20 protein-coding genes are annotated in these 25,231 nt (G+C 51.9%); 10 read left to right on the top strand and 10 right to left on the bottom strand.

The window, feature by feature from the left end; all coding sequences use genetic code 11:
* The first annotated feature begins 117 nt into the window (after nucleotides 1–117).
* Genes IEY53_RS29940 through IEY53_RS29930 form a run of 3 tightly spaced genes read left to right on the top strand, consistent with a single transcriptional unit; the run spans nucleotide 118 to nucleotide 2,016 of the window.
* On the top strand, nucleotides 118–1,020 hold the full coding sequence (locus IEY53_RS29940) for a helix-turn-helix transcriptional regulator (protein ID WP_189031401.1): 903 nt from the start codon (nucleotides 118–120) through the stop codon (nucleotides 1,018–1,020).
* A 40-nt stretch (nucleotides 1,021–1,060) separates the two neighbouring features.
* Entirely contained in the window at nucleotides 1,061–1,798 is a 738-nt protein-coding gene (locus tag IEY53_RS29935; protein ID WP_189031400.1) for an MBL fold metallo-hydrolase, read from the top strand.
* A 35-nt stretch (nucleotides 1,799–1,833) separates the two neighbouring features.
* Nucleotides 1,834–2,016 carry a hypothetical protein gene (locus IEY53_RS29930; protein WP_189031399.1) on the top strand — a complete coding sequence of 61 codons (183 nt, stop codon included), beginning with the start codon at nucleotides 1,834–1,836 and terminating at the stop codon, nucleotides 2,014–2,016.
* 153 nt (nucleotides 2,017–2,169) lie between these two features.
* Here the strand turns inward: IEY53_RS29930 and IEY53_RS29925 are convergent, their stop codons facing one another.
* The 7 genes from IEY53_RS29925 to IEY53_RS29895 all read right to left on the bottom strand — a co-directional run bounded on the left by IEY53_RS29925 (nucleotide 2,170) and on the right by IEY53_RS29895 (nucleotide 10,610).
* Nucleotides 2,170–2,619 (bottom strand): hypothetical protein, encoded by a 450-nt coding sequence (locus tag IEY53_RS29925; RefSeq protein ID WP_189031398.1) that lies wholly within the window; start codon nucleotides 2,617–2,619, stop codon nucleotides 2,170–2,172.
* A gap of 49 nt (nucleotides 2,620–2,668) precedes the next feature.
* Entirely contained in the window at nucleotides 2,669–4,780 is a 2,112-nt protein-coding gene (locus tag IEY53_RS29920; RefSeq protein ID WP_189031397.1) for a class I SAM-dependent methyltransferase, read from the bottom strand.
* Nucleotides 4,781–4,907: 127 nt separating this feature from the next.
* Nucleotides 4,908–5,783 carry a radical SAM/SPASM domain-containing protein gene (locus IEY53_RS29915; RefSeq protein WP_189031395.1) on the bottom strand — a complete coding sequence of 292 codons (876 nt, stop codon included), beginning with the start codon at nucleotides 5,781–5,783 and terminating at the stop codon, nucleotides 4,908–4,910.
* 19 nt (nucleotides 5,784–5,802) lie between these two features.
* On the bottom strand, nucleotides 5,803–6,789 hold the full coding sequence (locus IEY53_RS29910; RefSeq protein ID WP_189031393.1) for a Gfo/Idh/MocA family protein: 987 nt from the start codon (nucleotides 6,787–6,789) through the stop codon (nucleotides 5,803–5,805).
* A gap of 171 nt (nucleotides 6,790–6,960) precedes the next feature.
* Nucleotides 6,961–7,734 (bottom strand): SDR family NAD(P)-dependent oxidoreductase, encoded by a 774-nt coding sequence (locus IEY53_RS29905; RefSeq protein ID WP_189031391.1) that lies wholly within the window; start codon nucleotides 7,732–7,734, stop codon nucleotides 6,961–6,963.
* A 69-nt stretch (nucleotides 7,735–7,803) separates the two neighbouring features.
* The gene (locus tag IEY53_RS29900; RefSeq protein ID WP_189031390.1) at nucleotides 7,804–8,625 is read right to left on the bottom strand and encodes an acetoacetate decarboxylase family protein; all 822 of its coding nucleotides are present in this window, start codon (nucleotides 8,623–8,625) and stop codon (nucleotides 7,804–7,806) included.
* Nucleotides 8,626–8,669: 44 nt separating this feature from the next.
* The gene (locus tag IEY53_RS29895) at nucleotides 8,670–10,610 is read right to left on the bottom strand and encodes an NAD(P)/FAD-dependent oxidoreductase (RefSeq protein ID WP_189031389.1); all 1,941 of its coding nucleotides are present in this window, start codon (nucleotides 10,608–10,610) and stop codon (nucleotides 8,670–8,672) included.
* A gap of 119 nt (nucleotides 10,611–10,729) precedes the next feature.
* Here IEY53_RS29895 and IEY53_RS29890 point away from each other — a divergent pair, with 119 nt between their 5' ends.
* Entirely contained in the window at nucleotides 10,730–12,013 is a 1,284-nt protein-coding gene (locus IEY53_RS29890; protein WP_189031388.1) for a PucR family transcriptional regulator, read from the top strand.
* Nucleotides 12,014–12,116: 103 nt separating this feature from the next.
* On the opposite strand, the gene thrC is transcribed toward IEY53_RS29890, so the two are convergent.
* Together thrC and IEY53_RS29880 are read right to left on the bottom strand one after the other, a co-directional pair.
* Nucleotides 12,117–13,523: a threonine synthase gene (thrC, locus tag IEY53_RS29885; protein WP_189031387.1), complete on the bottom strand. Its 1,407-nt coding sequence runs from the start codon at nucleotides 13,521–13,523 to the stop codon at nucleotides 12,117–12,119.
* A 78-nt stretch (nucleotides 13,524–13,601) separates the two neighbouring features.
* The gene (locus IEY53_RS29880) at nucleotides 13,602–14,099 is read right to left on the bottom strand and encodes a CYTH domain-containing protein (RefSeq protein ID WP_189031386.1); all 498 of its coding nucleotides are present in this window, start codon (nucleotides 14,097–14,099) and stop codon (nucleotides 13,602–13,604) included.
* A gap of 335 nt (nucleotides 14,100–14,434) precedes the next feature.
* On the opposite strand from IEY53_RS29880, the gene IEY53_RS29875 reads away from it, so the two are divergent.
* Entirely contained in the window at nucleotides 14,435–15,577 is a 1,143-nt protein-coding gene (locus tag IEY53_RS29875; RefSeq protein ID WP_189031385.1) for an asparaginase, read from the top strand.
* 348 nt (nucleotides 15,578–15,925) lie between these two features.
* Here IEY53_RS29875 and IEY53_RS29870 read toward each other — a convergent pair whose 3' ends face one another.
* Entirely contained in the window at nucleotides 15,926–18,475 is a 2,550-nt protein-coding gene (locus IEY53_RS29870; RefSeq protein WP_189031383.1) for a beta-mannosidase, read from the bottom strand.
* Between the two features lie 198 nt (nucleotides 18,476–18,673).
* Between IEY53_RS29870 and IEY53_RS29865 the strand changes: the two genes are divergently transcribed.
* From IEY53_RS29865 to IEY53_RS29845, 5 genes are all read left to right on the top strand, one after another.
* The gene (locus tag IEY53_RS29865; protein ID WP_189031381.1) at nucleotides 18,674–20,017 is read left to right on the top strand and encodes an ABC transporter substrate-binding protein; all 1,344 of its coding nucleotides are present in this window, start codon (nucleotides 18,674–18,676) and stop codon (nucleotides 20,015–20,017) included.
* A gap of 106 nt (nucleotides 20,018–20,123) precedes the next feature.
* Nucleotides 20,124–21,017: a carbohydrate ABC transporter permease gene (locus tag IEY53_RS29860; RefSeq protein WP_189031379.1), complete on the top strand. Its 894-nt coding sequence runs from the start codon at nucleotides 20,124–20,126 to the stop codon at nucleotides 21,015–21,017.
* On the top strand, nucleotides 21,018–21,851 hold the full coding sequence (locus tag IEY53_RS29855) for a carbohydrate ABC transporter permease (protein ID WP_189031377.1): 834 nt from the start codon (nucleotides 21,018–21,020) through the stop codon (nucleotides 21,849–21,851).
* Between the two features lie 44 nt (nucleotides 21,852–21,895).
* Complete coding sequence (locus IEY53_RS29850; protein WP_229696436.1) at nucleotides 21,896–23,701, top strand: sensor histidine kinase; 1,806 nt, start codon at nucleotides 21,896–21,898, stop codon at nucleotides 23,699–23,701.
* Between the two features lie 26 nt (nucleotides 23,702–23,727).
* Nucleotides 23,728–25,224: a response regulator transcription factor gene (locus tag IEY53_RS29845; protein ID WP_189031375.1), complete on the top strand. Its 1,497-nt coding sequence runs from the start codon at nucleotides 23,728–23,730 to the stop codon at nucleotides 25,222–25,224.
* Nucleotides 25,225–25,231: the final 7 nt, after the last annotated feature.

Here is a 25,231-nt window from a genome sequence, read left to right as displayed (position 1 = left end):
GCCACCCTTCGATTTGGTGTTTATAGTTGCATTATAACGATAATAAATGTGTAAAACTAATATAATATAGCTAATTTATAACACTATTCTGATATTCATTAAGGAAAGGAGGCCCATATGGACCGCACTACACAACATCTGCTAAAAGAAAACCGTGTACATGGCGATGTCATGTTCCCGGTTGCCGCCTACTGGATTGAACTTCCCGCGGGAACCCATGTGCTGGATACCCACTGGCATGAGGAAGCCGAGTTTTTTATGCTGCTTGAAGGGGAGGTCCAGTTTCAGGTTGACACCGACTATTTTCCGCTCCGGGCCGGTGAAGCTGTGTTCATTGAATCCGGAGATATTCATGCCGCCTTTAGCTTGAAGGAAACACCCTGCAAATTCTGCGCCTTTGTCTTTCATCCCGATTTCCTGGCCAGCGCCCAGTATGACGCCATCCAGCAGCATGCCGTTCAGCCGCTCCTGGAGAAACGCCAGAGCTTCCCGCGGCATATTACGCCCTCTATCCCCTGGCACAAGGAGCTGCTGGAACATCTTGAACGGATCATGGAAGCCTATGCTGTTACCATGCCCGGACTTGAAGCTTTTATGAAAGGATCACTGCTCATTATGCTCTCCCGGCTTGCGGTTGAAGGCCGTACGGAGAACCGCAGCCAATCGGACAGTGCGGACACGACCAAGATCAGCCGGCTGAAGAAAGTTATCCTATATATCCAGGACAACTATCAGGAGCCGATTCGTACCCGTAATCTATCGGAGCTCATTCCAATGAGCGAGGGGCAGTTCTGCCGTTTTTTCAAGGCAATGACCCGCAAAACCCCGGTCGATTACATTAACTCCTACCGCATTCGCCAGGCTGCGGATTTACTCCGGAGCAGCGAACGCAAAATTTCCGACATCGCACTAGAGGTCGGTTTCGATAACGTCAGTTATTTTATCAAAGTGTTCCGCAAAGAGATGAAATGCACACCTTCGGAATTCCGCAAACACTCCGGGCAGGCCGCCGGAGGCTGAAATTGATCACCAATTTTTTCTTCAATCAGGAGGTATATATATGAGCATTTATCATTTACTTGAAATCGAGTTTGAGTACAACGGACAACAACAGGTCATTACCCCGATCCTTCTTCAAGACGAGAACGATGTGATTCTCATCGACTGCGGCTATCCAAATTTCATCCCTCTTCTTGAAGAAGCGGCTAACCGGCACAACATCCCCCTTACTTCGATTACGAAACTGATCGTGACGCATCACGATATGGACCATATCGGATCGCTGGCTGCCTTGAAGCGGACGTACCCGCACATCGACATCATCGCGTACGAGCTGGAAGCCCCCTACATTGAAGGCGCGAAGAAGTCGTTACGGCTTGAACAGGCGGAGGCATCGTTTAACACATTGCCGGATGAAGCCAAGCCGGGTGCAGAACATTTCATTCGTTTCTTGCAGTCCATCGAGCCGGTTGGCGTTGATCAGACGGTATCGGGTGGGGAATGGCTCCCCTGGTGCGGCGGGATAAGGGTAATCCACACTCCCGGCCATATGCCTGGGCATATCTCATTGTATCAACCGGCCACCCAAACACTGATAGCTGCAGATGCCCTCATTATTGAGGAAGGCGAGCTTGCCATCGCCAACCCCCAATACACACTCGATCTGGATGAAGCCATCCGCTCTGTAGAGCGTTTGCTGGACTACGACATTGAACAGGTCATTTGCTATCATGGAGGTATATTTCATGGCGATGTACAGCAAGCACTCCAACAACTCATTCATAAATATAGGGATTGAATGATCTGGCTGCACGATATGTATTGGGGGGCCACATGCCAACACTGACTTTTTATTGCAGCGCAAAAAGACCCGGAGCCAAGCTCCAGGTCTTTTTGTTGTACATCAGGCTCTCACGTGCCGTCCATGAAGCAGGGCGGACAGGGCGGCCCTGGGAGCTGTCCTATCGGGAAATCCGCCCGCTAATCCTGGCGAATGGCCAATTCCAAGCCGTTTAGCGGGAATTTTGCCCGCTATTATCGTCAAAACCACCCCCGCCAGGGGTGTTCTACACTATTAACGGGCGCTATTCCCTATAATCACCCAGCCAAAGCCCCTATCCCAGGATTAGTGGGCAGCAATCCCTATCGCACACAGCTGTCACGGATAACTTAAGGATATCTTTGATCCGTTGGGGCCACAGGCTCCGGCTGCTGCTGCATCCGGCCTGGCATCTGCCAGGCGGTAATCACTGCCAGGATGACGAATACGATGTCCATTGCACCAAAAAATTCCCCGATATTGTCCATGAACAAGGAGAACAAGTCGGCGGAGAACATGCCGGTAATCTCGTCTCCATTCATCACATAACCGAAGATAAAATATTTGCCGAGAAAAATCCCCAGCAAGCTGGCAATTACCGCAATAATCCGATGTGCGGCATTCGTCTGCCGCCGGCTCAGAATGGCGACCGTGTATCCGGCCAACCCACCGATGGCCCACGCGAGCAGGCCTATTTCATATTCAGTCTGAATGGCAATCGCAGCCCACACTGCACCCCCAAGTATGGCGACCAGCAGCGCCCCCAGCGCAGGTATAACAATTCTGTTTCTCTGTTCCATTTCATGCCTCCAAATTATGTATTATTCATACCCTTTTTCATATAAACCATTAAAGGGCTCCTGAATCAACTCCGTCTTCCGCCGCCTTACGGATAACAACAAAACAGGTACTGTCCGGCAGCGGCACCTCCCGGCCATCCTCGTCCATGATCATGATCCTGCCTTGTAGCGCTTCGGTGTATCCTGCCTGCAGATAGTGGCGGAAAACTTCTATCCGTGCCCCTTCCCCGAGTGTCTTCTCAATAAAGGCCACATACTGCGAAGGGGTATAATATCCAAACTGCTCCTGCACCTCATGGATATACGCCTCTTCTCCCCAAGTGTACGTATACAGAAACTCCATGGCATCATTAACAGGCAGCAGCACCTCATTGTCGCCTATACGCTCATAAACAATCCGGCGTCCGGCAAAATCCTTGGCATACCGCTCCAGCCGTGAAAGGCCATCGGCTTCCAGGAAACGCACTCTGCGCTGCAGCGACTCCGGTTCGGTCATGATCCCGTCACGAATAATAATGGCTCCGCCTTCCGCGAGCACCTCAAAGGCGCTGCGCAGGGCAGCGGAAAGAGTCTCATGATTAAACTTGCGGCCATTAAAAGGCACATAGGAGTATAATTCATGCAATATGGAGGAAAAAACCACTGTGTCCACCGTGCCGGGTTCCACGAAATCCCTCAGGTTCAGCGCATCTCCCTGCAGCACCTCCCAGCGCCGGCCCTCCCGCTGCTTGCGCTGCTGCAGGGCTTCGACGACATTGCTGGAAATATCAATGCCTACCGGCCTCGCATCCGGCATCCGTTCCTCAATGAGATCAAGCAGTACACCGCCGCCCGGCCCAATATCCAGCACCTTCCTCCCGGTAATATGCTCCAGAATAACCGCCTTGTAATCAGCGGTACCGTTCATTTGACTCAGGTAGCTGTCCTCGTTGTGGAAGCGGTCAAAGGCATCCCGCCGCAGCTCGAACAGATCGAACAGCAGCAGTACCGCCCGTTCGTACAGCGCCGATTTCTCGGCTTCGATGCAGAATTCAATCAGCTTCTCCGCCGCAGGCGAGAACTGAAAATCAAAAAATACCGTATCCGGCAAATAAGACTTCGCGTATATGCGATGCGTCAAATGCGGATTGGCCGCCGCAGCCTTCCCAGCCGCAAGTTCGGACCAGGTTAGCTCCGACAGATATTTTTCTATAATCCGCTTCTTATATACATTGATCTTCTTAACGCCCTTGTAATCATAATAAATACTGTTCATGACCGCTTCAAAACTGATATGACTGAGATTCAGGCGCTGCTCACCTCCGGCCGCCAGCGTCATAATCTTCAGAAACTGCTCCAGCGAGAAGGTCTGCAGAGCTGATTCCACATACCAGAAGGTCATATTGTGTAAATGCTCCAGCGTCTCCGGACGAAACCCTTCCTGCTCCACCCGGCTCCATTCCCCAGCAAAATCCTCTCCCCTGTGAATCGGGCCTGAGCGCATTCTCCGCAGGCGCTCCTGCATGGGCAATGGGGCATACGCTTCCCCTGAAGCAATTGCGGCAATCAGCTCCTGCACTTCATCCTGCACCAGCTGCCACAGCTCCGGGGAGACGGCGCCGATAATACAATGATTCAGCGCCTCAAGCAGCCGCACCAGCTCTTCACGGGTCAGCAGCTGTTCCTCTGCCATGGCGGACAAAGGCCGATTGACGGACGGAGGTACCTCGCCGCGTATCTGCTGTCCGATCAGCCCATGGGTCTCAATGAGACGATGAACCATGCGCTGCCGGTCAGAATCTGCAGCGGCCTCTGCTCCCCCCGCATACAGCCGGTATAACTGCGCCGATCCGATATTATGGACAAAACAGTTAATCCCTTCCTCCTGCCAGATCAGCCGTTGGCGCGAGGTGCCTCCTTTGGCCGTTTCCGACCAGATCAAGACCTCTTCGACCAGCTCTTTGATCCAGAACGATACAGGCAGCTTCTCCAGCAGCAGCAAACTCCGTTCCACATAATCCAGTACAGGGTTCCTGTAGTTCAGCTCCTGCAGCGACTCTACCCGTTCCAAATTTACGATCTGCTCTTCGGCTTGGACAATGACCTTCAGCCAGAAGCAGCTCTCCAGCAGCTCCTGTTTGCCTTGACGATAGTGATGAATGGCTTCCAGCGATTTCAGCATATGCGCCTCCTAAGTGAACAAGCTTATTATGATTCGTTGTCTGATACAAAAAACAGCTGACAAGCCGTACAGCAAACAGCAAGCTTCCTGGAAGCTTGCTGTTTATCCTTCCGGCCCCCGGCCCTTTTTATGTCCCAAACCGCTGCCGGTACCCGCACTTGCGGCACAATTCCTCCACAGCTTCCCGCCGGGAGAATCCGTAGAATAGATTATTCGCCCGCTCACCTTCGACAATCTCGGAGAAAGGTTTCTCATGGATATTACCCAGATTAATGACCCCTTCGCCATCCAGGCAGCAGGGCACCACCGTACCGTCAACCAGCACCGCAGCCTGGCTGCGCAGCGCATGGCAGAAACCTTTGCCTTCATCCTCCGGCTCCGTCAGACTCGGCCATTTGAATTCGTGATCCTGATTGAGATAGATACGCGGCGCAATTTTGACACCGCTGCCCGGCACTACCTTCTCCTCAATCTTGAAGTCCAGTCCGAAGGCTTCCTCTAGCAGCGCCAGCGTCTCGCGGTTGCGGCTGCGTTCCAGATTCGTCAGATTATCCTCCGTCAGATTCCAGAGACGGAAAGAAATAATCACTCCCTGTGCCGAAGCTTCCCGCACAAATGAGATAATTTCCGCCAGATACCCCTCCCGGTTCTCGGAGCCTTCATGCCCGTCAAAGCTGTGCAGCGAGAAATTCATCTGCCGCAGGGCAGGTTTGCCCAGGATCTTCGGCCCCGCCTTGTGGATCAATGTTCCGTTGGTCGTAATGTTGACCTTGAACCCTTTGGCATGGGCCGCATCCAGCAGCTCCCCGATCTTGGGATGCAGCAGCGGCTCTCCCTTCACATGCAGATAGATGTGATTGCTGTGCGGTTTGATCTCGTCAAGTATCGTGTTGAAGGTATCCAGCTTCATGAAATTCTTCTGCCGGGCGGTTTGCGGGCAGAAGCTGCAGGCCAGGTTGCAGACACTTGTAATCTCGATATATACCTTTTTAAAAGTCTTCAAGTCCCGCTCCCCATTCGTCTTATAGATCCGAAGTATAACGCAGCCCGATTTGCGCTCTCGCTTCCTCCATCACCTCGGCTACTGCAAGGGAATTGGCATGGCTGTTGACCTGACTCTCCCGCTCCCCACTCTGCAGCAGCGTAATGAATTCATCAATTTCATAATACATCGACTCAAACACCTGCGGCAGCGTAAGCTCCTCCACAGTTCCATCGCGGTAATGAATCTTCACCTGGTAGGGCTGGTTGATCTTGTCGATCACCATCGTACCATTCTCACCTTGAATCTCAGCGGGCAAATAGGAGTCCGCGATCTTGGAATGCATGACCACAGCATCCATATCCGCATATTTCATCACAATGCTGCCTTCCCCATCCACTCCGGAGGAGAGCAGCACCCCCACCGCCTGCACCGATTCCGGCTTTCCGAACAGCGCCACCATTGGATACAGACAATAGATCCCCAGATCCATCAGCGAGCCGTTGGAATAGACAGGATTAAAGGCATTTAATACTGTGCCTTGCAAAAAAGCATCATATCTTGACGAATATTGACAATAGCTGGCGAAATACCGCCGGACACGCCCGATTTTGTATAAATTATCCCGGATGACGCCAAAGTTAGGCATAAAGGTCGATTTCATCGCCTCCATGAACAGAACGTTGTTGCTCCGTGCTGCTTCGATCATGGCCCGAAGCTCCGCACTGTTGGAAGCCGCCGGCTTCTCGCATAAGACATGCTTGCCATGGTTCAGACAGAGGACAGCCTGCTCCGCATGCATCGAGTTCGGGCTGGCTATGTAAACTGCGTCCACTTCTTCGCTTTGGACCAGCTGCTGCAGATCGGTATAAATCGCGGCACCTGCATACTTCGCAGCAAACGCCTGACCCTTCTCCATGGTGCGGGAATACACAGCTGTCAGAATAAACTCCTCGTTCTCCAGACCGGCCTGGATGAAGCGGTCTGTAATCCAGTTGGTTCCAATGACCCCGAATCGAATTGTCATGATGTGATCCCGTCCTTCTTTAGTTCTAACTGACTCTCCCTGTTATTTTCTCACTCTATGGTAGTCATGTCCACTTTTAACGGGTAATTTCCGACAAATTCCGATAAGTTTCCTATGTGAAAAAAAGCACCTGCATATATGCAGGCGCTTCTTCAAAAATACCGCTGTACATTATATAACCGTCCAGCCTCCGTCAACGAACAACGTTTGCCCGGTGGTGTAGCTGGAAGCATCCGAGGCAAAATACAGCACAGCTCCATTCAGCTCACCGGGATTTCCGGGACGGCCCATCGGGCATACGGCGTTATACATTTTCAGTGCCTGCTCCGTGAACAGCGTGTTCTCCGTCATTTCACTTTCGAACAGGCTCGGTCCAATCGCATTGACCGTAATTCCGTGCTTCGCATACGTTGCTGCCACCCCCCGGGTCAGGTGGATAACTCCGCCCTTAGCCGCGTTATAGGAATGTGTAGGTATGGAAGCCGAAGCGGTAAGCCCCAGCATGGAGGCGGTATTGATAATCCGGCCGTATTTCCGTTCCTTCATATGGCGGATGACATGTTTGGACATCAGGAACACGCCTTTCAGATCGGTATCCAGCACCCGGTCCCAGGCCTCCTCCTCCAGCGCCTCAATCGGCACCGCATCGACAATACCGGCATTGTTCAGCAGGATATCAATTTTGCCGAACTCAGCCATAACCTTTTGGACGGCTGCGATAATCTGCGCTTCTTTTCTCACATCACATTCAATAGGGATAATCCGGCGTTCCGGATACTTCGCCCCGATCTCCTCCGCCACTGCAGTCAGTTTGTCATATCTTCTGGCTAATACCGCCACATCCGCCCCTTGATCCGCAAGCATTTCCGCAAACTGCACACCGATCCCGCTGGATGCACCCGCCACAATCGCTGTTTTCCCCGTTAAGTCAAAAAGATTGTTCATCGAAACCCCTCCTAAAAGTTTTGTTAGCCCGGGTTTTGCAAGCATGATCTGCCGGGGCTGATCCTCGGGTTATACAGACGCCCCGTCATGCTTCGGCTGCAGCTTGTTCTCCCACCAATCCCAGCGGAGATAGCAATAAGGCAGGAACTCCATTGGATTCAGCGGTTCCAGCACCTTGCCTTTCTCCAGCACATTCGTGCTGACGGTATAGACCGCTCCCAGCATGTTCACAACTTCAAGCTCGCTCCATGGATCATGCGGAGATTCCTGAAAGGCAATAGAAGCTTCAGCAGCCTTATATACCTTGACATCACTGACCAGCCGCTGAGTCACCAGCACCGGCAGCAGATCGAAGCCGCTTCCGTCAACCGCATTGGCGTACTTGATGTTGTACAAAGGAATGTCCTTGCCATAAAACTCCTTCAGGACCCCTTCGGCCCCATCATCATTGAACCGGTCCCCCATACGGGCATTGACGCTGAAAAAGTCAACACCATGCCGGTTAATCGCCCCTTCGATGGCACCGTCAAGACTGGTCATGCGGACATCGGCCATTTTCTTGGGCAGGCCGCAGACCTCGCGGCCCATCGCCATGCCGATATCGCTCGTAATCGGCATCGACAGGCAATAGTTGCCCGGTTGGCCGTTGTAGTCAGCCAGCACGAATAATCCGGCCTCACGGTAAGGCGGGCAAAAGTTCGTTGCCGGATAGTTGGCCACAAACGCATTTACGAGCGGACGTCTGGACGGCTTCAGCGGCTTCGGCAGCAGGCGTTCGATAATTTCCGGCTTTGTCTCCCAGTACACCGTAAGCATGTCCGCATCATAAAAGGTAGTGGGTCTGCCTCCGTACTTTTGGATATCCTCGTAACTTTTCACAAAACTCCCCATCCTTGAACCCTCCTTCATGTAATATCAGTCCCGTAAAAATAGGATCAGTTCAGTACAAAGGCCGTCTCGAAGCCGGACTGAATCGCCTGCCCGATTCTGCCGGGCTGACCGGCATCGCCAATCACTTTCACCTTAGGGAGCGCCTGCTTGAGCCCTTCCGCGTATGAACGTTCAGGCACAACTCCAATGGACAGCACTACGGCATCAGCTTCCCTCACTGAGGTTTCACCCGTGGCGGTGTTCTCCAGCACAATGGCTCCATCCTGAACTTCGACCAGCTTTGTCGATCCCAGCAGCTCTACTCCGCTTTTTTTCAGCCGGGTGACAATGTCGATCAGATTCGGAAGATACGCATCCGGTCCGACCCTCGGCTGCATTTCCACTACCGTGACCTGATTTCCGAGGTCAGCCAGATATTCCGCCGTCTCCAGTCCGGTCATGCCGGAACCGATAACCACGGCCTTTTTGTTCTTGATTACAGCAGTTCCGCTAAGCACGTCGACAACCGTGCAGACTGAGGTCTTGTCAACTCCAGGAATGCCGGGCACCATTGGCCGTGCTCCGGCGGCGACAAATACCGCATACGGATTCAGCGCCTGCAACTGCTCCAGCGTAGGTTTCATTGAGAGCCGGACATCCACATTCAACAACTCCAGCTGATGTTGCATATTGCCGATGAACCAGTTGAGCTTCTCCTTAAGCGGCGGGCGGCTTCCCAGCTCCACGCTGCCTCCCAGCACGCCGCGCGCCTCAAACAGCACCGGCTTGAACTCCCGCAGCGCCAGAATCCGTGCGGCCTCCATGCCTGCCGGGCCGCCGCCGATCACCGCGACAACCTTGCCGCCGCCATCCCGGGGCGGCTCGGCGAATTCAAGCTCCCGTCCTGCCCGGGCATTGACGGCACATTTAATGACCTTGCACTCCATCACCTCCTGGATGCAGTACAGGCAGGAGATGCAGGTTCTGATTTCAGCCTCCCGGCCTTCAGCCGCTTTGTTTCCCCACTCCGGATCGGCCAGCTGAGCTCTGCCGAGCGCCACGAAATCCGTATTCCCTTCCTGCAGCAGACTCTCTGCAAATTCGGGTTTGCGGATCACATCACATGCGATGACCGGAATTTGAACAGCCTGCTTCATCGCGGCAGCCAGATGCCTTTTCCACCCTTGCGGATAGGAGATCGGTTCAATGATCACATTCGACGACTCGTAAGTACCTGCGCTTACATTTATACAGTCCACCCCGAGCTGTTCCAGATGCTTCCCGGTGAGCAGCGCTTCTTCCAGCGCAATACCCCCTGGAACAAATTCATCCCCGTCGATTCGGACAGATACCGGGAACCCGGCCCCGCAGGCCCGCTTGATTCCTTGAACGATCTCGCTCAGGAACAACATCCTGCCTTCCAGCGAACCTCCGTATTTGTCGGTCCGCAGATTGGTCAGCGGGCTTAGAAACTGTCCAATCAGATACCCGTGGGCTCCGTGGATTTCCACACCGTCGATCCCCGCAGTTTGAGCGATAACCGCGCCGAATACGAATTTGCGCACCAGACCTTCAACCTCTTCCGTAGACAGCTCACGGGGCATTTCTCCAATCGCCGATGACATAACCGCGCTTGGAGCCACAATCTGCTTGCCGCCGATCAGCCGCCCGTGATTCTGCCGTCCCGGATGCTGGAGCTGGAGAAAGATTTTGCTGTCATGACGGTGTACAGCCCTGGCCAGCTTCTCCAGCCGTGGAACGAACAGCAGATCGCTGGCGTTAAGCTGGTTGGGGGTTCCCACACCCGTTTCGTTGTCCACCCGGGTAATTTCTGTAATAATCAGACCGCAACCGCCGGCGGCACGTTCCTCATAGAAGGCAATCATCTCATCCGAAGCTTCGCCGCTGGCCGCTGCCAGTGATGTGCCCATTGCCGGCATTACGATCCGGTTCTTCAACGTAAGACGCCCTATTTGTCCTGCTGCAAACAGTTTCTCATATTTCATCTGCTCAGCACCTCCACCTATAGTGTAAGACCGCCGACACTTTGTGAATATAGTTACAAGCGTCAAAAATCACTTCTTAATAGTGCACATTGCACTATAATAACAAGGGGGCGATACCGTTGGATGTTACCTTAAATGAACAGCAGCGTGAAAGAATTGAAATCGAACATTACACTGCATCGTTGTTCACGGCATACATTTCTGGCACAGGCCTTTCGGCAATTGTGAACACAGCAGCAGAGCTGCTGGGAAATCCCGTTATTGTGGTTGACGCAAGCTTCAAAATTGTAGCCCACTCCGGCCAGGAAGTTATAGACGATTACATATGGCGTGAGAATATCCGCAAGGGCTATTGCTCTTATGACTTTATTGCGGCTGTGAACAGAATGGAAAGTGTCCGGCGGGGGAAACAAACCGATGTTTCCTATGAAGTGGCCTGCGAGGAAACAGCAAATACCAAGCTGATCTCCAAAATAAAGGTAGGCGGCAAACAAATCGGCAACGTGCTGCTGCTCGGCGGCAAGATCCCTTTCCGGCCCAGAGATCCCGAACTGCTGGCGATTGCCGCCACCGTCCTTGCGGAAGAAATGAGCAAGAGCAGCTACTACCGCAACGCCAAAAATATAAAGGTGGAGGATTTCATCTGCGGACTGCTGGACCAGCAGCCACAGGATCTATGCACCATCCGGGACCGGATGTTGTCTGCAGGCTTAAAGTTCGGAACACAGCTGCTTGTGCTGCTGTTCGACCTAACCCGCTATGAGAACTCGGGTCGTTATGACGACTATTTAAGAGAGCGTTTACAACATCTTTTCCCCGGCAGTCCCTGCACCTATTATGAGGGGCGGATTATGATGATCCATGACGGCCCCCTTTCCAAAGAGCTTGTCCGCAGCAAGCCGTTGCAGCAATTCCTGAACCAGACCGGCATCACCATAGGGCTCAGCAGTATGTTCTCCAGTCTGGCCCAGTGCAGAATATATTACCTGCAAGCCTTAAGCGCAATCCGCATCGGCCAGATTCTCTGCCCCGGGCAGCAGCTGACGTACTATGCCGATATCCAGCTCTATGAGCTGCTTTCAGCCGAAGTGATGTCCGGCGAGACGCATGGATACCGCCATCCCGGACTGCTTATGCTGCAGGAATATGATGCCGCCCACCAGTCCACTCTGTACCACACCTTTTTTGTTTATCTCAAAAATAACCGGAACATGCAGCTCGCTTCCGAAGAACTGTATGTTCACCGGAATACACTCAGATATAAACTGGAACATATCGGCAGACTGCTGGATACCGACTTCTCCGATTCGGAAAAAATGCTCGCCTATTACGTCTCCTACAAGGTCGCTGATTTCTGTGAGAAAGCCCGGGAACAGCAACAGGCAGCACTGTATTTGCGGTGATCTGTCTAAGCAGTTGACAACCTTATGTACAACATAAAAGCCCCCGTTCTTCGCCTGAAGAACGGGGGCTCTATGATGTTTATAGGAATCAAAGGACTTAGTTCTACCTTACGCTGCCTTCATTTCCGTAGAAAGCCTTCAGCTCACGCACAACCGCCTCTTTGTCATGCTCCACCACGGTCTGATGCTGGGGCATAGCGAACAAGGCCGCGATCTGTGCCGGAAATTCCTGTTTGATGTCGATTAAGGCAATCGCCTCATCAAACTTGGCCGGGTGGGCTGTCGCAAAGGTAATGCCGATCTCTCCCTCGCCGTTAAAAGCCTCATACGCAGCAATCCCGCAAGCGGTATGCGGATCAAGCAGGTAGCCAAATTCATTCTGGTATTTGCCGATAGTATCCAGACACTGCTGATTCTTCACGCCCAGTGCGGCAAAATCCGTCTGCACCTGCTCCAGGTCTGTGCCGTCAATGGTGATTTTACCTTCACTTTGCAGTGCCGCCATGTAACTGGACAGCTTCCCGGAGTCTTCGCCTGTCAGGTAGTACAAGTACCGCTCGAAATTGCTCGCCACCTGGATGTCCATGGACGGACTGTATGTGCTGGTGAAGTCGCCTGGTTTGTATTCGCCGGTGTTCACGAAGCGCTCCAGGATGTTGTTTTCGTTGGTGGCGATGATGAGTTTGCCTAAGGGCAAGCCCATTTTTTTGGCCAGATAACCTGAGAAAATATTCCCGAAGTTGCCGGACGGTACGCTGATGTTGATCTTCTTGCCTGCACTGCCTTCAACATGCAGATAAGCATAGAAATAATAGACTGTCTGGGCGAGAATACGTACAAAGTTAATTGAGTTGATCGCCCGCAGATGATATTTGCTCTTGAAATCGAGATCGGCGAACAGGTCCTTGATGACCTTTTGGCAATCGTCGAAGTTGCCGTGTACGGACAGGTTCAGCACATTGCTGTCATCCACCGTCGTCATTTGCAGCTCCTGCACCCTGCTGACCTTGCCATGCGGATGAAGAATACAGATCTTGATGCCTTCCTTGCCGCGTACACCCTGAATGGCTGCCGCACCCGTATCTCCCGAGGTTGCACCCAGGATATGAATAATCTTGTTCTGCTTCCTGGAGATATAGGAATAGAGTTCGCCCATAAATTGCAGCGCCACATCCTTAAACGCAAAGGTTGGCCCGTGGAACAGCTCCAGCACATATAAGGAGTCGCTTAACTTGCGCACAGGTGTCACTTCCGGGGCCCGGAAATTCCCATAGCTGGTGTAAGCCATCTCTTTTAAATCCTCGTAAGGAATTTCGTCATTGGTATAATAGGAGAAAATCTTCAGGAACAGCTCCTGGTAGCTGAGTGTTCTCCACTCTTCCAGCTCTGCTGCCGAAACAACCGGGATCTCCGAAGGCACCATTAGTCCTCCGTCATCCGCCAGTCCCATCAGGACCGTATCGATAAAGCCTTTAGCTTCCACATTGCCTCTTGTGCTTATATACTTCATACCCATCCTCCTACAATCCCCTCTTTATTATCCTATATAGTAACACGTTTACGCGTTAAAGTCCGTTCTTTTATAGGATTAACCCTTTCCCTGGAGCTCCTTCCAGACCGTTTTGTTGCTGTATTGACGTTCGACACTGACATCCTTGCCGAACCACGCCGGAGCCTGGAAGCTTTCCGCCTCCTCAAGCGAGTCGAATTCAACCTCAAGCACGGCCAGCTCCAACTGGGTGTATACGTCTATCTCTACAATAGTACCGTTCCAATTGCCGGTGAGACGCGTTTTGATTAGAGGGATCGCCCGGACGGCTTCAATCATCTGATTATAGAGTCCAGCCGAAATGCTGTATTCCACCTCTTCGCGGCTAATTCCCTTGCCATCCTTGAACGTGTGTGTATAAGTAATCTTACCGGTGTCGAGATCGGTAATTTTACGAACTCTCAGCTCCTGGGCCCCGTCAATCGCCAGGTAGGTCTGGTCCATGGTCTGCCGGGTCAGAATCTTCAGCTCCCCGGCCTTTATTAACCGCTCCGGATATTCCGGCAGCAGAAATTTACGTTCGATCTCCAAAGCCATGCTGTCTCTCTCCTCTTAAACCTCAAGGTTCTATACTATTATTATTTATCATCATAGGGGTGTGTCATACGCAAGTCAATCCACGGTACAGAGAACGGCCCGGCACCGGCTGGAATTCCATGAGGCAGGATATTTTTTCCGGCTTACCTTTAGAGACAACAACTCATAATCACCCTTTTGTGTAATATAAAATAACATCAATTATCTGAACCATGAATATATATGTAATGTTAAATGACTTTCAGTTCATTTTTTTTACATATAAGTAAATATATCATATTGACATTTATAATCAATGTCATATACACTTACAAAAAAATTTGAGGAGGTTGTTCATGAACGTTTCTCACAAAAAAGTAATCAGCCTTTTTGCCGCCCTTGCCATCTTTTTCACTGCATTCCTTTATCCTTCCACTACCCATGCCGCCGATGCCACCACATCCGGCAGAATTATCCCCAACGTGGTTGTCGTCGGCGTTGGAGGAACCATAACCTCCACTTCGCCTTCCAGGGAACTTTTTCAGACTTACGGCACAGAACGGGTACCGATTAACGATATTATCCAAAGATTACAACCCGAGTTGTCCAAAGTAGCCAATGTCACCAGCACAGAACTAAGCAACATCAGCTCCTCACAGACGACATCCAAAGATCTCTACAACCTCACCCTTGCTATCGACAAGCAGTTAAGCAGTCCTACTGTGGATGCGGTAGTCGTCACCACTGGCACCAATATCATGGAGGAATTGGCCTACTGGACGGATCTTACCGTTCAAAGTCCGAAACCCGTGGTTTTTACAGGCTCCATGCGGCAATCCAATACCATTTCCTTTGATGGCGAAGGCAACCTGCTTAATGCCATTCGTCTCGCCGCCAGCCAAAAAACAACCTATTACGGCACCGTCCTGATGATGAACGACGAATTTTTCGCTGCCAGAGAGGTAACCAAAACAGATGCCCTGCGTCTTGATACCTTTGGCGGAGGCCGTTACGGCGCTCTCGGCACCGTTGACGAGAACAGGATCCGCGCCGTCCGTGCTCCGGCACGCGTCAAGGAAGCCACTACAGGTAAATGGCAGACGCCATTTAACCTGAACACCATCAAACCTGAGGATTTGGCCAAAGTAGAAATCATCTACAGTTACACCGAAGCATCGGGCGCACCCATTGCCGCTCTTGCCGCTGAAGGCGTTCAGGGAATCGTCACTGCAGGCCACGGCGCCGGAGGAATCTCTACTCCTCAGCAGGAGGCCCGCAAAGCAGCCATCGAAAGCGGCGTCCTTTTCGTCAACGCAACCCGCACCGGCTCCGGTGCAGTCTATGACACCGGCGCCAAGGGAATTATCGGGGCCGGCGACCTGCTCCCGCAGAAGGCCAGAATCCTCCTTCAGCTGGGACTCACCTTCTCCAAAGATCAGGAACAAATCCGCCAGTGGTTCTCCACGATCGGCATGCCCGATTTCGATATGAGCAAATAAGAAGCTGCCCCATACGTGGATTCCCCTTACGAATGAGGCATCCTACTCTTCTAAAGCAAGAAAAAAATCAGCAGAGCAGCAATCCTCCAGTTATTGGAGGATCGCTGCTCTGCGTTTTTGGTCATTGGTGGCTTTCTTCCAGCTTAAACAGCGGAGAGGACGGACTGATTGTGGAAAAGCGGAAGCGGTCGCCTTTGTCCCCGGATTTTCACCGCTAAGGAGAATCAATAAAATCCGGGGATAACAGCGATTGGAACAATGGTCTGTTCGCGCAGCGTCCATACGAAGTGCCAAAGTCGATCCTACTACAAAACAAAGGGCCATTCCAAGCAGCCACCTCACCGGCCATTATCCCTGCAGGATATAATCGGCCATCGACTGCACCTGCAGCCCCTGCGGTGCCGCCGGAATCCAGTCCTGTCCCTCTGTTCCCCGCAAGGCGAACGAGACCGTCTTTTTCTGCCCGGGAAGCAGATCAAAGTAGTTGTCCGAGAAGATCCCCTCGGCCTCAGCCGTCAGATACACCCCTCTGGCCAGCACGTTGCTTTCCACGGTAAAGCTTTGCCCTTCACTGCCCGCCACCTCATTTACAGTGATCGTAGCCTCCGGCAGCAGCATGTCCTTGGCCCGGACAAAATAATGCTCCTTGCTGTCCAGCTCTACACCATCCGCCGATTGCAGCACCGCCTTCAGCAGCACATTTTCAGGCTCATGCCCATCCAGCAGTTCAGCCAGCGGAGCCGAAAAGACTGCAGCAGCGGAGTCAAGTTCCAACACTACATCGCGCGTCCATTCCTTTATCACCGAACCATCCAATTGATGCAGGGTAATCTGCAGGCCGCCTGCACATACGTCTCTTAAGTCGGACACCACATGGATCTCAAGCTCGCCTGCCTCCGTATTTACCACAGACAGCAACACATCCTGGAAGCTGCGGCGCACCGTGTATTGCAGTGCTTTCCAGCGCCCGTAATAGTCCATCCCCGCCCAGGATGCTACCGGCCAGCAATCGTTCATTTGCCAGTATAGGGTTCCCATGCAGTAAGGCTTGTTTCTTCTGTGGCTCTCAATAGCGATCCGGATCGCTTCCGCTTGCAGGATCTGGCTCATATATAGGAAAGCTTTGAAATCCTTCGGCTGCGGCAGATACATCTCCATATAGTCCTTGATCAGCAGATTGCCCCGTCCATTCTTCTGATGGGCCAGCATCACCTCACTCGTCAGCTCCATATCCTGCTCTTCCGCGTAGCTTAACACGGACTTGAGCTCCGGGAACGACTGGAAGCCGTATTCGCTCATGAAGCGGCCTACCTTGCTGTTATAGTTCTCAAAAGGTTCAGTCGCATGCCACACGCCCCAGTAATGAACATCTCCTTCACCCATAATACGGGTCGCGTGCTGGCTGCTGTCTCCGGTAAGCTCGCGTAGCGGAGAGGACGGCCAATAATCCACACCGGGATGATGGGCCGCTACTGCCTCAGGCAGAATGTTATGAAAAATTTCCTCGTAATGTGCCCACATCTCCTCCCGCTGCTCTGTGGTGTACCCTTCTTTCCAGCCCCAGCCCATATTCTCTTCATAGTGCGACCAGGCTGAATCGATCTCATTGTTGCCGCACCAGAGCGCGATGCAGGGGTGGTTCCGCAGTCTTTTTACATTATATTCGGCTTCTTTCCGCACACTGGCCAGAAATTCCTCATCCCCCGGATACATGCTGCACGCGAACATGAAATCCTGCCAGACCAGCAGTCCATACTCATCGCACAGACGGTAAAAGACCTCTTCCTCATAAATGCCGCCGCCCCAGACGCGCAGCATATTCATATTGGATTCTGCCGCTGTGGCAATCTCATGCCGGTAACGCTCCCCAGTCACATCCGTCAGGAAGCTGTCACTCGGAATATGGTTGGCACCTTTGGCGAAGACGGGAACCCCATTCAGTTCAAAAGCAAAAGAAGCGCCCTGTTCATCCTTGGCCCGGATCAGCTTAATCTCCCTCAGTCCGGTCCGCACCTCCCTGGCCGCCTCGACAGACGCTCCCTGCACCAGCTCGGCGCGGAACAGAAGCAGCTGCGGTTCACCAAGGCCCCGGCACCACCACAGCTTCGGGTGATCGATCGTTATATCCAGTTCCAGCGTCTGTTTGCCTTCTTTAAGGGTAACAGCCTGCGTCCATTCTTGGCCGTCGGCACTGATCCGCAGCATTCCTTCCCACGCCGCCGGAGCATCCACTTCGACTACAGCGGTGAGGTTCGCCTCTTCCGGTCCTACTGCATTCTGACGGATATAGAGATCACTGATTGCGGCGGCATCCCTGCCCTCCAGCATCGCTTCGCGCCAAATACCGCTGGTCAGAAATCTTGGGCCCCAGTCCCAACCATAATGATAGGGAGCCTTGCGGGCAAAGATGCTGATCCGCTGATCCGCAAGTCCTCCAAGCTCGGACTGGTCATTGCTGGCAGGCAACGAATACCCGAGCTGCTCCAGCTTGGGCAGATCTTCCTGAACTGCGGAGCGGAAAAGAATACGAATCACGTTGCTGCCTGTGCGCAGCAGGCCTTCCACATCTACACGCCACTCCCGGAACATATTATCTGCGGACAGTGCAAGCACATCATTTACGTACACATCGGCATACGTATCCAGCCCCGCAAATACAAGCTCCTTACGGTTCAACTGCTTCCACTCTTCACCCAACTTGATGGTCGTACGGTATTCCCAGTCCTTTTTGTCTATCCATTGCAGTTCATGTTCATTTTTCCCATAGAAAGGAGGAGGAATCAGACCGTTATTCAGCAGATCCGTATGCACCGTCCCCGGCACCGTTGCCGCCAGCCACTCCCCTTCACCCGATGCTCTGAATTCCCAATTGCCCAGCGTAATCTCTTGTTGTCTCATAATACCTCCTAAAAGATGATGTAGAATCTCTTCGTACCCATTCTATTTTGTTATGTTATTGTTAGCAATAAACTAATTATATCTTTAAAAACACAACAAATAAAGACAATAAATAATAATTCAGAGCCTTTATTAGCAGAAAAATAAGCGCTATAATATTCATGTAAACGCTAACATAAAACGAAAAGGGGAATAATTATGAGAAATAAGTTATTTTCGTTATGTTTTGTTATCATTATGATTTTATCTGTATCCCTCACAGGCTGTGGTTCCGGCAATGGAAACCAAGCGGCCACCGCCACGGATAAGCCTGCGGACACAGCCGGCAATACAGGCGGCGACAATGCCGGCACAACCACAGAACCCGCAGCCGGAGGCGCAGCGGATATCAGCGGCACCATCACCTTCCTGACCAACAGAACCGACATGATCGGCAAAGAGTATGACGAATATGTAAAGCGCTTTAATGAGAAGTATCCGAATATCAAAGTTGAATTTGAAGCTTCCCAAACGGACTATAACCAACAAGCCAAGGTCAGAATGGCCAGCGGTGAGCTCCCTGACGTGATGTTCATCCCTACCATCCCTAACTCGGATCTCCCGAAGTATTTCGCACCGCTGGATGATCTGGGATTGAACGATCAGATTACATTCAAAGATTTCAAATCCTATGAAGGCAAACTCTACGGCATTACCACCGGCAACTCTACTTCGGGCATTGTTTACAACAAAAAAGCCTTCGCCGAGGCCGGTATTACCGAAATCCCCAAGACTTGGGATGAATTCCTGGCTGCCGCCCAAAAGCTGAAGGACAAAGGCATCATCCCTCTGGCTTCCAACTTCAAGGATAAGTGGCCGCTGAACAACTGGGTGTATGATATGCCCCGCATCATTGAAGGCAAAGCAGACTTCCCGAATGACAAGCTGAATACCGATACTCCATTCACAATGGACAACGGATACGGTAAAGCGCTCAGCCTGCTGAGAGAACTGAATGAAAAAGGCTTCCTGGAAAAAGACATCAACTCCACCAACTGGGAGCAATCCAAAAAAGACATCGCTGCCGGCAAATTCGCCATGTACTACCTGGGCAACTGGGTCATCAATCAAGTGATCGGCGCAGGAACCACTGAGGACAACGTAGGTTTCTTCCCGCTTCCTTATGATAATTCCGGCACTCCGGCGGCTGCCCTCAGCCCTGACTTCTTCTACGCGGTTGCCAAAGACAGCAAAAATGTCGATGCGGCCAAAGCTTTTGTGAAATGGATGATTGAAGAGTCCGGTTATGAAGACTTCGCCGGCTTCATCTCCCCGCTGAAAGGCAAAGAATCCAACCTGGCACAGCTCAAGGACTTCCAAGCTACAGGCGTGGTTCTGCAAGAAGGAACACCGGACGATGCTGCTGTCACAGACATCAGTAACAAAGCACAAATTGATCTGCCGGCCATCGCGCAAGAATTCGTACTTGCCAAAGATCCGCAAGCCGTCCTGGACAAATGGAACAAGGCCTGGGCCAAATCCAAAAAGGATCTCGGCAAATAAATCCGGCAACTGACGGATCCTATTCACGGCGCAAAATGGATTATCTTCTTCTTCGGATAATCCATTTTGTTTTCAACACCATGCTTTGATGAAAGAAGGGTTAGCGATGTTCGGAACATTATCCTATAACAAGCAGAAGACCATTATTATTGTCTCGTTCCTGCTGATTCCATTAATACTGCTGGGAACCTTTACTTATTATCCGGCGATCAAGCTGGTCTATTACAGCTTCACCAACTGGGATGGCTACAGCCCGGAGAAACCGTGGGTCGGACTCGCCAATTACCGTGAAGTCTTCTCCAATCCCGATATCTTCAAAGTCTTCACCCATAACTTCGCTTATTTCGTGATGGGGATTCTCCAGAACATCGTTGCCATCTATTTTGCTGTTGTACTTAACAGTAAGCTGCGCGGCAAAAATGCGTTCCGGATTCTGCTCTTCCTCCCTTATATTATGAACGGTGTCGCCGTTGCCTTTATGTTTGGCTATGTGTTCGATACGACCAATGGCTCACTGAACCTGTTCCTGAACAGTATCGGCCTGACCGGACTCGGACAGACCAGCTGGCTCGGAACGGAAACACTCGTCAACTACTCGCTGGCCTCCACCGGATTCTGGCGTTTCATGGGCTACAATATGGTGATCTATATCGCTTCCCTGCAGGCGATTCCGCGTGACATTTATGAAGCGGCCAAAATCGACGGGGCCGGTTCGATGCAGACCCTATGGAGAATTACGCTTCCCAACATGAAGCCAGTCATCCAGCTGAATCTTTTCCTGACCGTTACCGGTGCACTCGAAGTCTTCGACCTGCCGTTCGTGCTGACCAAAGGCGGCCCTGCCGGTGCCAGCCAGACTTACGTACAGCGTGTGGTTGACACCGCATTCGCTTTTAACAATTACGGGCTTGCCTCCGCAATGAGCATCATCCTGCTGTTCTTTGTCGTCGCGGTACTGCTCATTCAACAACTGGTTCTGAGCCGGGGAGGAGATAAATAGATGGCACACTCCAAGTTCCGCTTCACTGATTTTTTCAAATACTTCACACTGCTGATCGGGGTCTTCGTCGTTCTTTTCCCGCCGTATGTGGTGGTCGTGAACGCCTTTAAGTCGACGGAGGAGTTCAACGCAAGCAGCTCCATGGCGCTGCCGAACAGCTTTCTGAACTTTGACAACTTCATTGCCGTGTTTCAGCGGGGCGGCCTGCTGAGCGGATTCGGCAACGTACTGTTTATTATCATCATTACATTGACCCTGAACATTCTGTTTGGGACAATGGTTGCATATGTGCTGGGCCGGTTTTCTTTTAAATTGAAACCGGTTGTATTCGGCGCTTATCTGGTTGCTACCATTATTCCGAGCATTACTACCCAGGTCGCCACGTTCGGCATCATTAAGAATATGGGCCTGTACAACACGCTTGGCGCTCCCATTGTGCTCTATATCGGCGCAGATGTTATCCAGATCATTCTCTATTTGCAGTTTATCCGCAACATTCCTGTGGATCTGGACGAAAGTGCTATGGTCGAAGGCGCTTCCCTGTTCAAAATCTACCGCTCGATCATCTTCCCTTTGCTTACACCGGCTACAGCTACTCTGGTGATTCTGAAGACGATCAGCATTTATAATGACATGTACATCCCGTATCTCTATATGCCCAAACAGAGCCTTGGCGTCGTCACCACCATCCTGATGCGGTTCCAAGGGGTCAATTCAGGCGAATGGAACTTGATCTGTGCGGCGATTCTGCTCATTCTGCTGCCCACGGTGGTGCTGTATTTCTTCCTGCAGCGGTTTATTTTTGAAGGGGTGACCAGCGGCGCAGTCAAATAAGGCAGTCTTACCGGAAAGGAATAACAATGATGCTGTCCACACTCTTGAGGATTTTACGCAAAATATGGTTGTTCCTTGCCAATCTGCCCATGGAGCGCAAGCTTATCGTCGTATTCGTATTTCTGATCTCCTTGCCGATTACTTATGTAAGCTATCTGTCTTCGCGGTCCATGTTCAATTCCGTGCTGGCCAATGCGACCGAAAGTGCGGGTCAAATGACAACAAACGCCTCGGATACGATTGACCGTTATGTAGCTGACCTGAAACGGTATACAACCTTGCCGCTGTACAACACCGATGTACAATATTATCTGACACAGTCCTTTACGGATTGGGACAAAAATACGGGCATGGCGATGTTCCTCAGTTATCTCAAGCATACCAAGGGCGAAATTCTCGCCGTTTATATGGTGGATCAGTACGGTTCCATTTTCTATGATACCGCGCCGGGTGTTAATGAGACTGCTCCGGCAGAACGGCTCGCCGGGTGGAGAAACCTCAGCGAGGCGGGTGGAGCAGCTCCAATCATTCAGGGCCGCCACACCATCCGGGTGAACTCCACTGCGCACAAAGAGGTCTTTAGTGTACTCCGCACCATTAACTCTGTCAGTACCTTAAAAAATATCGGGATTCTCGTCTTTGACATTGATATCGGCTTATTCAAAGGCATTGTCGAGCCAGTCAATGCCGTTACCCAGGGCAACACCCTGATTGTGGACGATAAAGGGGATTTGATGTACAGCGGGGAAACTGCGAAGAATACGATCCCTGAAGAACTAGCCTTGAACAGACAGCTGCTTCTGGATCAGGTGAAGCTGGACCATGGGCATTTTCAAATTATGCTGGGCGGTGAGCCCCATGTGGCCGTGTATACCGTATCCCGGCAGACCGGGTGGACGACGATGGTCACCATCCCGCTCTCCCGCATATTGTCCCCGGTGGAAAAAAACCGCAATGCCCTGATCTTCACCACGCTGATCATTATCGCTTTTGCCCTGGTCGTCGCCACCTTTATCTCGCATGCGCTGACCAAACCGCTCAAGTCCATGGTCCGCTTGATGAAGCAGGTGCAGCACGGCAACCTGGAGGTATGGCTGCATCCCAAATATAATGATGAGATCGGCATACTGGGCAGCCACTTCAACCGGATGATTATCCGGGTGAAGGATCTGCTCCAGGAGGTCTCGCTCACCGAGAAACGCAAGCAAAAAGCTGATATGCGGGCCTTGCAGAATCAGATCAACCCGCATTTCATCTACAATACACTGGAATCCATCCGGATGCTGGCCGAGAGCAACGATGATCCCCGGGTGGCGAAGCTCACCTATCTGCTGGGTCTTCAGATGCGTTACAGCATCGTCCGCAGCGAAGAGCCGGTGACCATCCGGCAGGAGCTGGATCATGTCCGGAACTATTTTCATCTGCTGCAAATCCGCTTCCCGGACAAGTTCAAACTGGAGATCAATGTTCCTGAAAACTTTCTGCAATTGCCCGTTATCAAGCTGGTGTTTCAGCCGATTGTGGAGAATGCCGTGTTCCACGGGCTCGACCAAAAGGTCGGCCTGGGCACCTTGCGGATTACCGCCTGGGAGGAAGAAGGCAAAGTGGTATTCAGCATTGAAGACGATGGTGTAGGCATGGATCAGGAGACACTGCGGTCCTTGAACAACAGTCTGGCTAACGGAGCTACCGGAGAGAAATTCGGTATTGGCCTGCGTAATGTGAATGAACGGATTCGCCTGCATTACGGCAGCCCCTGCGGACTGCTGGTAGACAGTGAGCCGGGGAAAGGTACCCGCGTCTCCCTGCGGATTAATACCGCTGCGGGAGACGCGGACGAAGAACAGTAAGCTTACACAGAAAGGGGAGAACCGGATTGCTGCGCATTGTAATTGTGGATGATGAGATCCTGATTCGCGAAGGTCTGGCCCGGATGATCGGCAAAGAGAGCAGCCGGTTCCAGGTGGTGGGCACCTATGCCGACGGGCAGCAGGTACTCGATGAGCTGCCGGAACTCCAGATCGATGTAGTCATTACGGATATACGTATGCCCCAGGTTGACGGCCTGGAGCTGATCAAACGCCTCAAAGCCAGCCATCCGCAGATCCGCTCCCTGCTGATGAGCGGTTTTGTCGAATTCAACTATGCCAGAGAAGCGATCCGCAGCTCGGCGGTGGATTATTTGTTGAAGCCCATTAACAAAGAGCAGTTGTTCGAGATTCTCTACCGGCTGGATGAAGAACGGGCCAAGCAACAGGCCAAAGAGGAACGCCAGCGTTCCGGGCTGCTGCTGTCCCTGCTGCATATGGAGGAACCGTCTTCCCTCCTGTTAACCGGCCTTACCTTGCCCCAGCCTTATTTCACGGTCATCCTGTTAAAGGGCAGCAGACCGGAAGTCGTCTGTACCTGTATAGACAGTCTGCGGCAAGAGAAGGCGGCGGTGTTCGATCAGCTCGCTGTCCTGAACGGACAGCAAATGCTAATCTGGTATTCCATGGAGCTTCTCCGTGCGGATGAGCTGCAAGGGATCGCTGCCGAGATTCACAGCTATTCTCCCGGTGACATCCTTCATGTTGGAACAAGCTGCTCCTATACGGACCCGGCGAAGCTCAAAACCGCGTACCTGGAAGCCAAGCGGGCTTGTGATACAGGGATTTACTATAGCGGCAATCTGCACTATGCTAATATTCAAGAGATCCGGCCCCCAGGAAGCGGCCAGCTGGATGCCTTCATTGCCACCCGTGAGGCACTGGTTCATGAACTGCAAATTCTCAACGTGCCGGGGGTTATGGAATGGATTCATGGCTTATTCGCAGCATTGAAGTCAACGCAGGCCGATGGTGAATTGATTCTGCAGGCCTGCCGGATGATCCAAGAGACAACGGCCAAAGAAATCCAGGAATTTGAAGCCGTATATGGCTGTTACGGCAGTGCCAAGCTGGCCGAACAAATCGCAGGCATTATGACCTTTGGCGGGATTGAGCAATGCTTTATCTCGGCCTTCTCGGCTGCGCTCAGCGAGATTAGGAACCACCGGCTAACGATGTCGGGCACCGCCGTTGAGTCGGTGAAGCGCTGGGTCGCCGCCAACTATAATCAGCCTGCGGAGCTGAATGCTCTGGCAGGCATGGTTTTTTTGACACCCAGTTATTTAAGCAAGTTATTCAAGCAAGAGACGGGACATACGCTGACCGACTACATTATTGAGATCCGTATCCGTGCCGCCAAGCAGCTTTTGAAGAATGCTCCAGACCTGAAGGTGCACGAGATCGGAGCCCAGGTTGGCTATGCCGATCCCGCCTATTTCAACAAACTCTTCAAACGGGTAGTCGGCGTGACGCCGAACGAATATAAACGGATATCGATTCATTAAGGAGATA

This window comes from Paenibacillus albidus, assembly GCF_014644435.1.
GTDB classification, from domain to species: domain Bacteria; phylum Bacillota; class Bacilli; order Paenibacillales; family Paenibacillaceae; genus Paenibacillus_AQ; species Paenibacillus_AQ albidus.
Note: the sequence above shows the minus strand (reverse complement) of the source record. Positions and strands in the feature narration are given on the sequence as shown.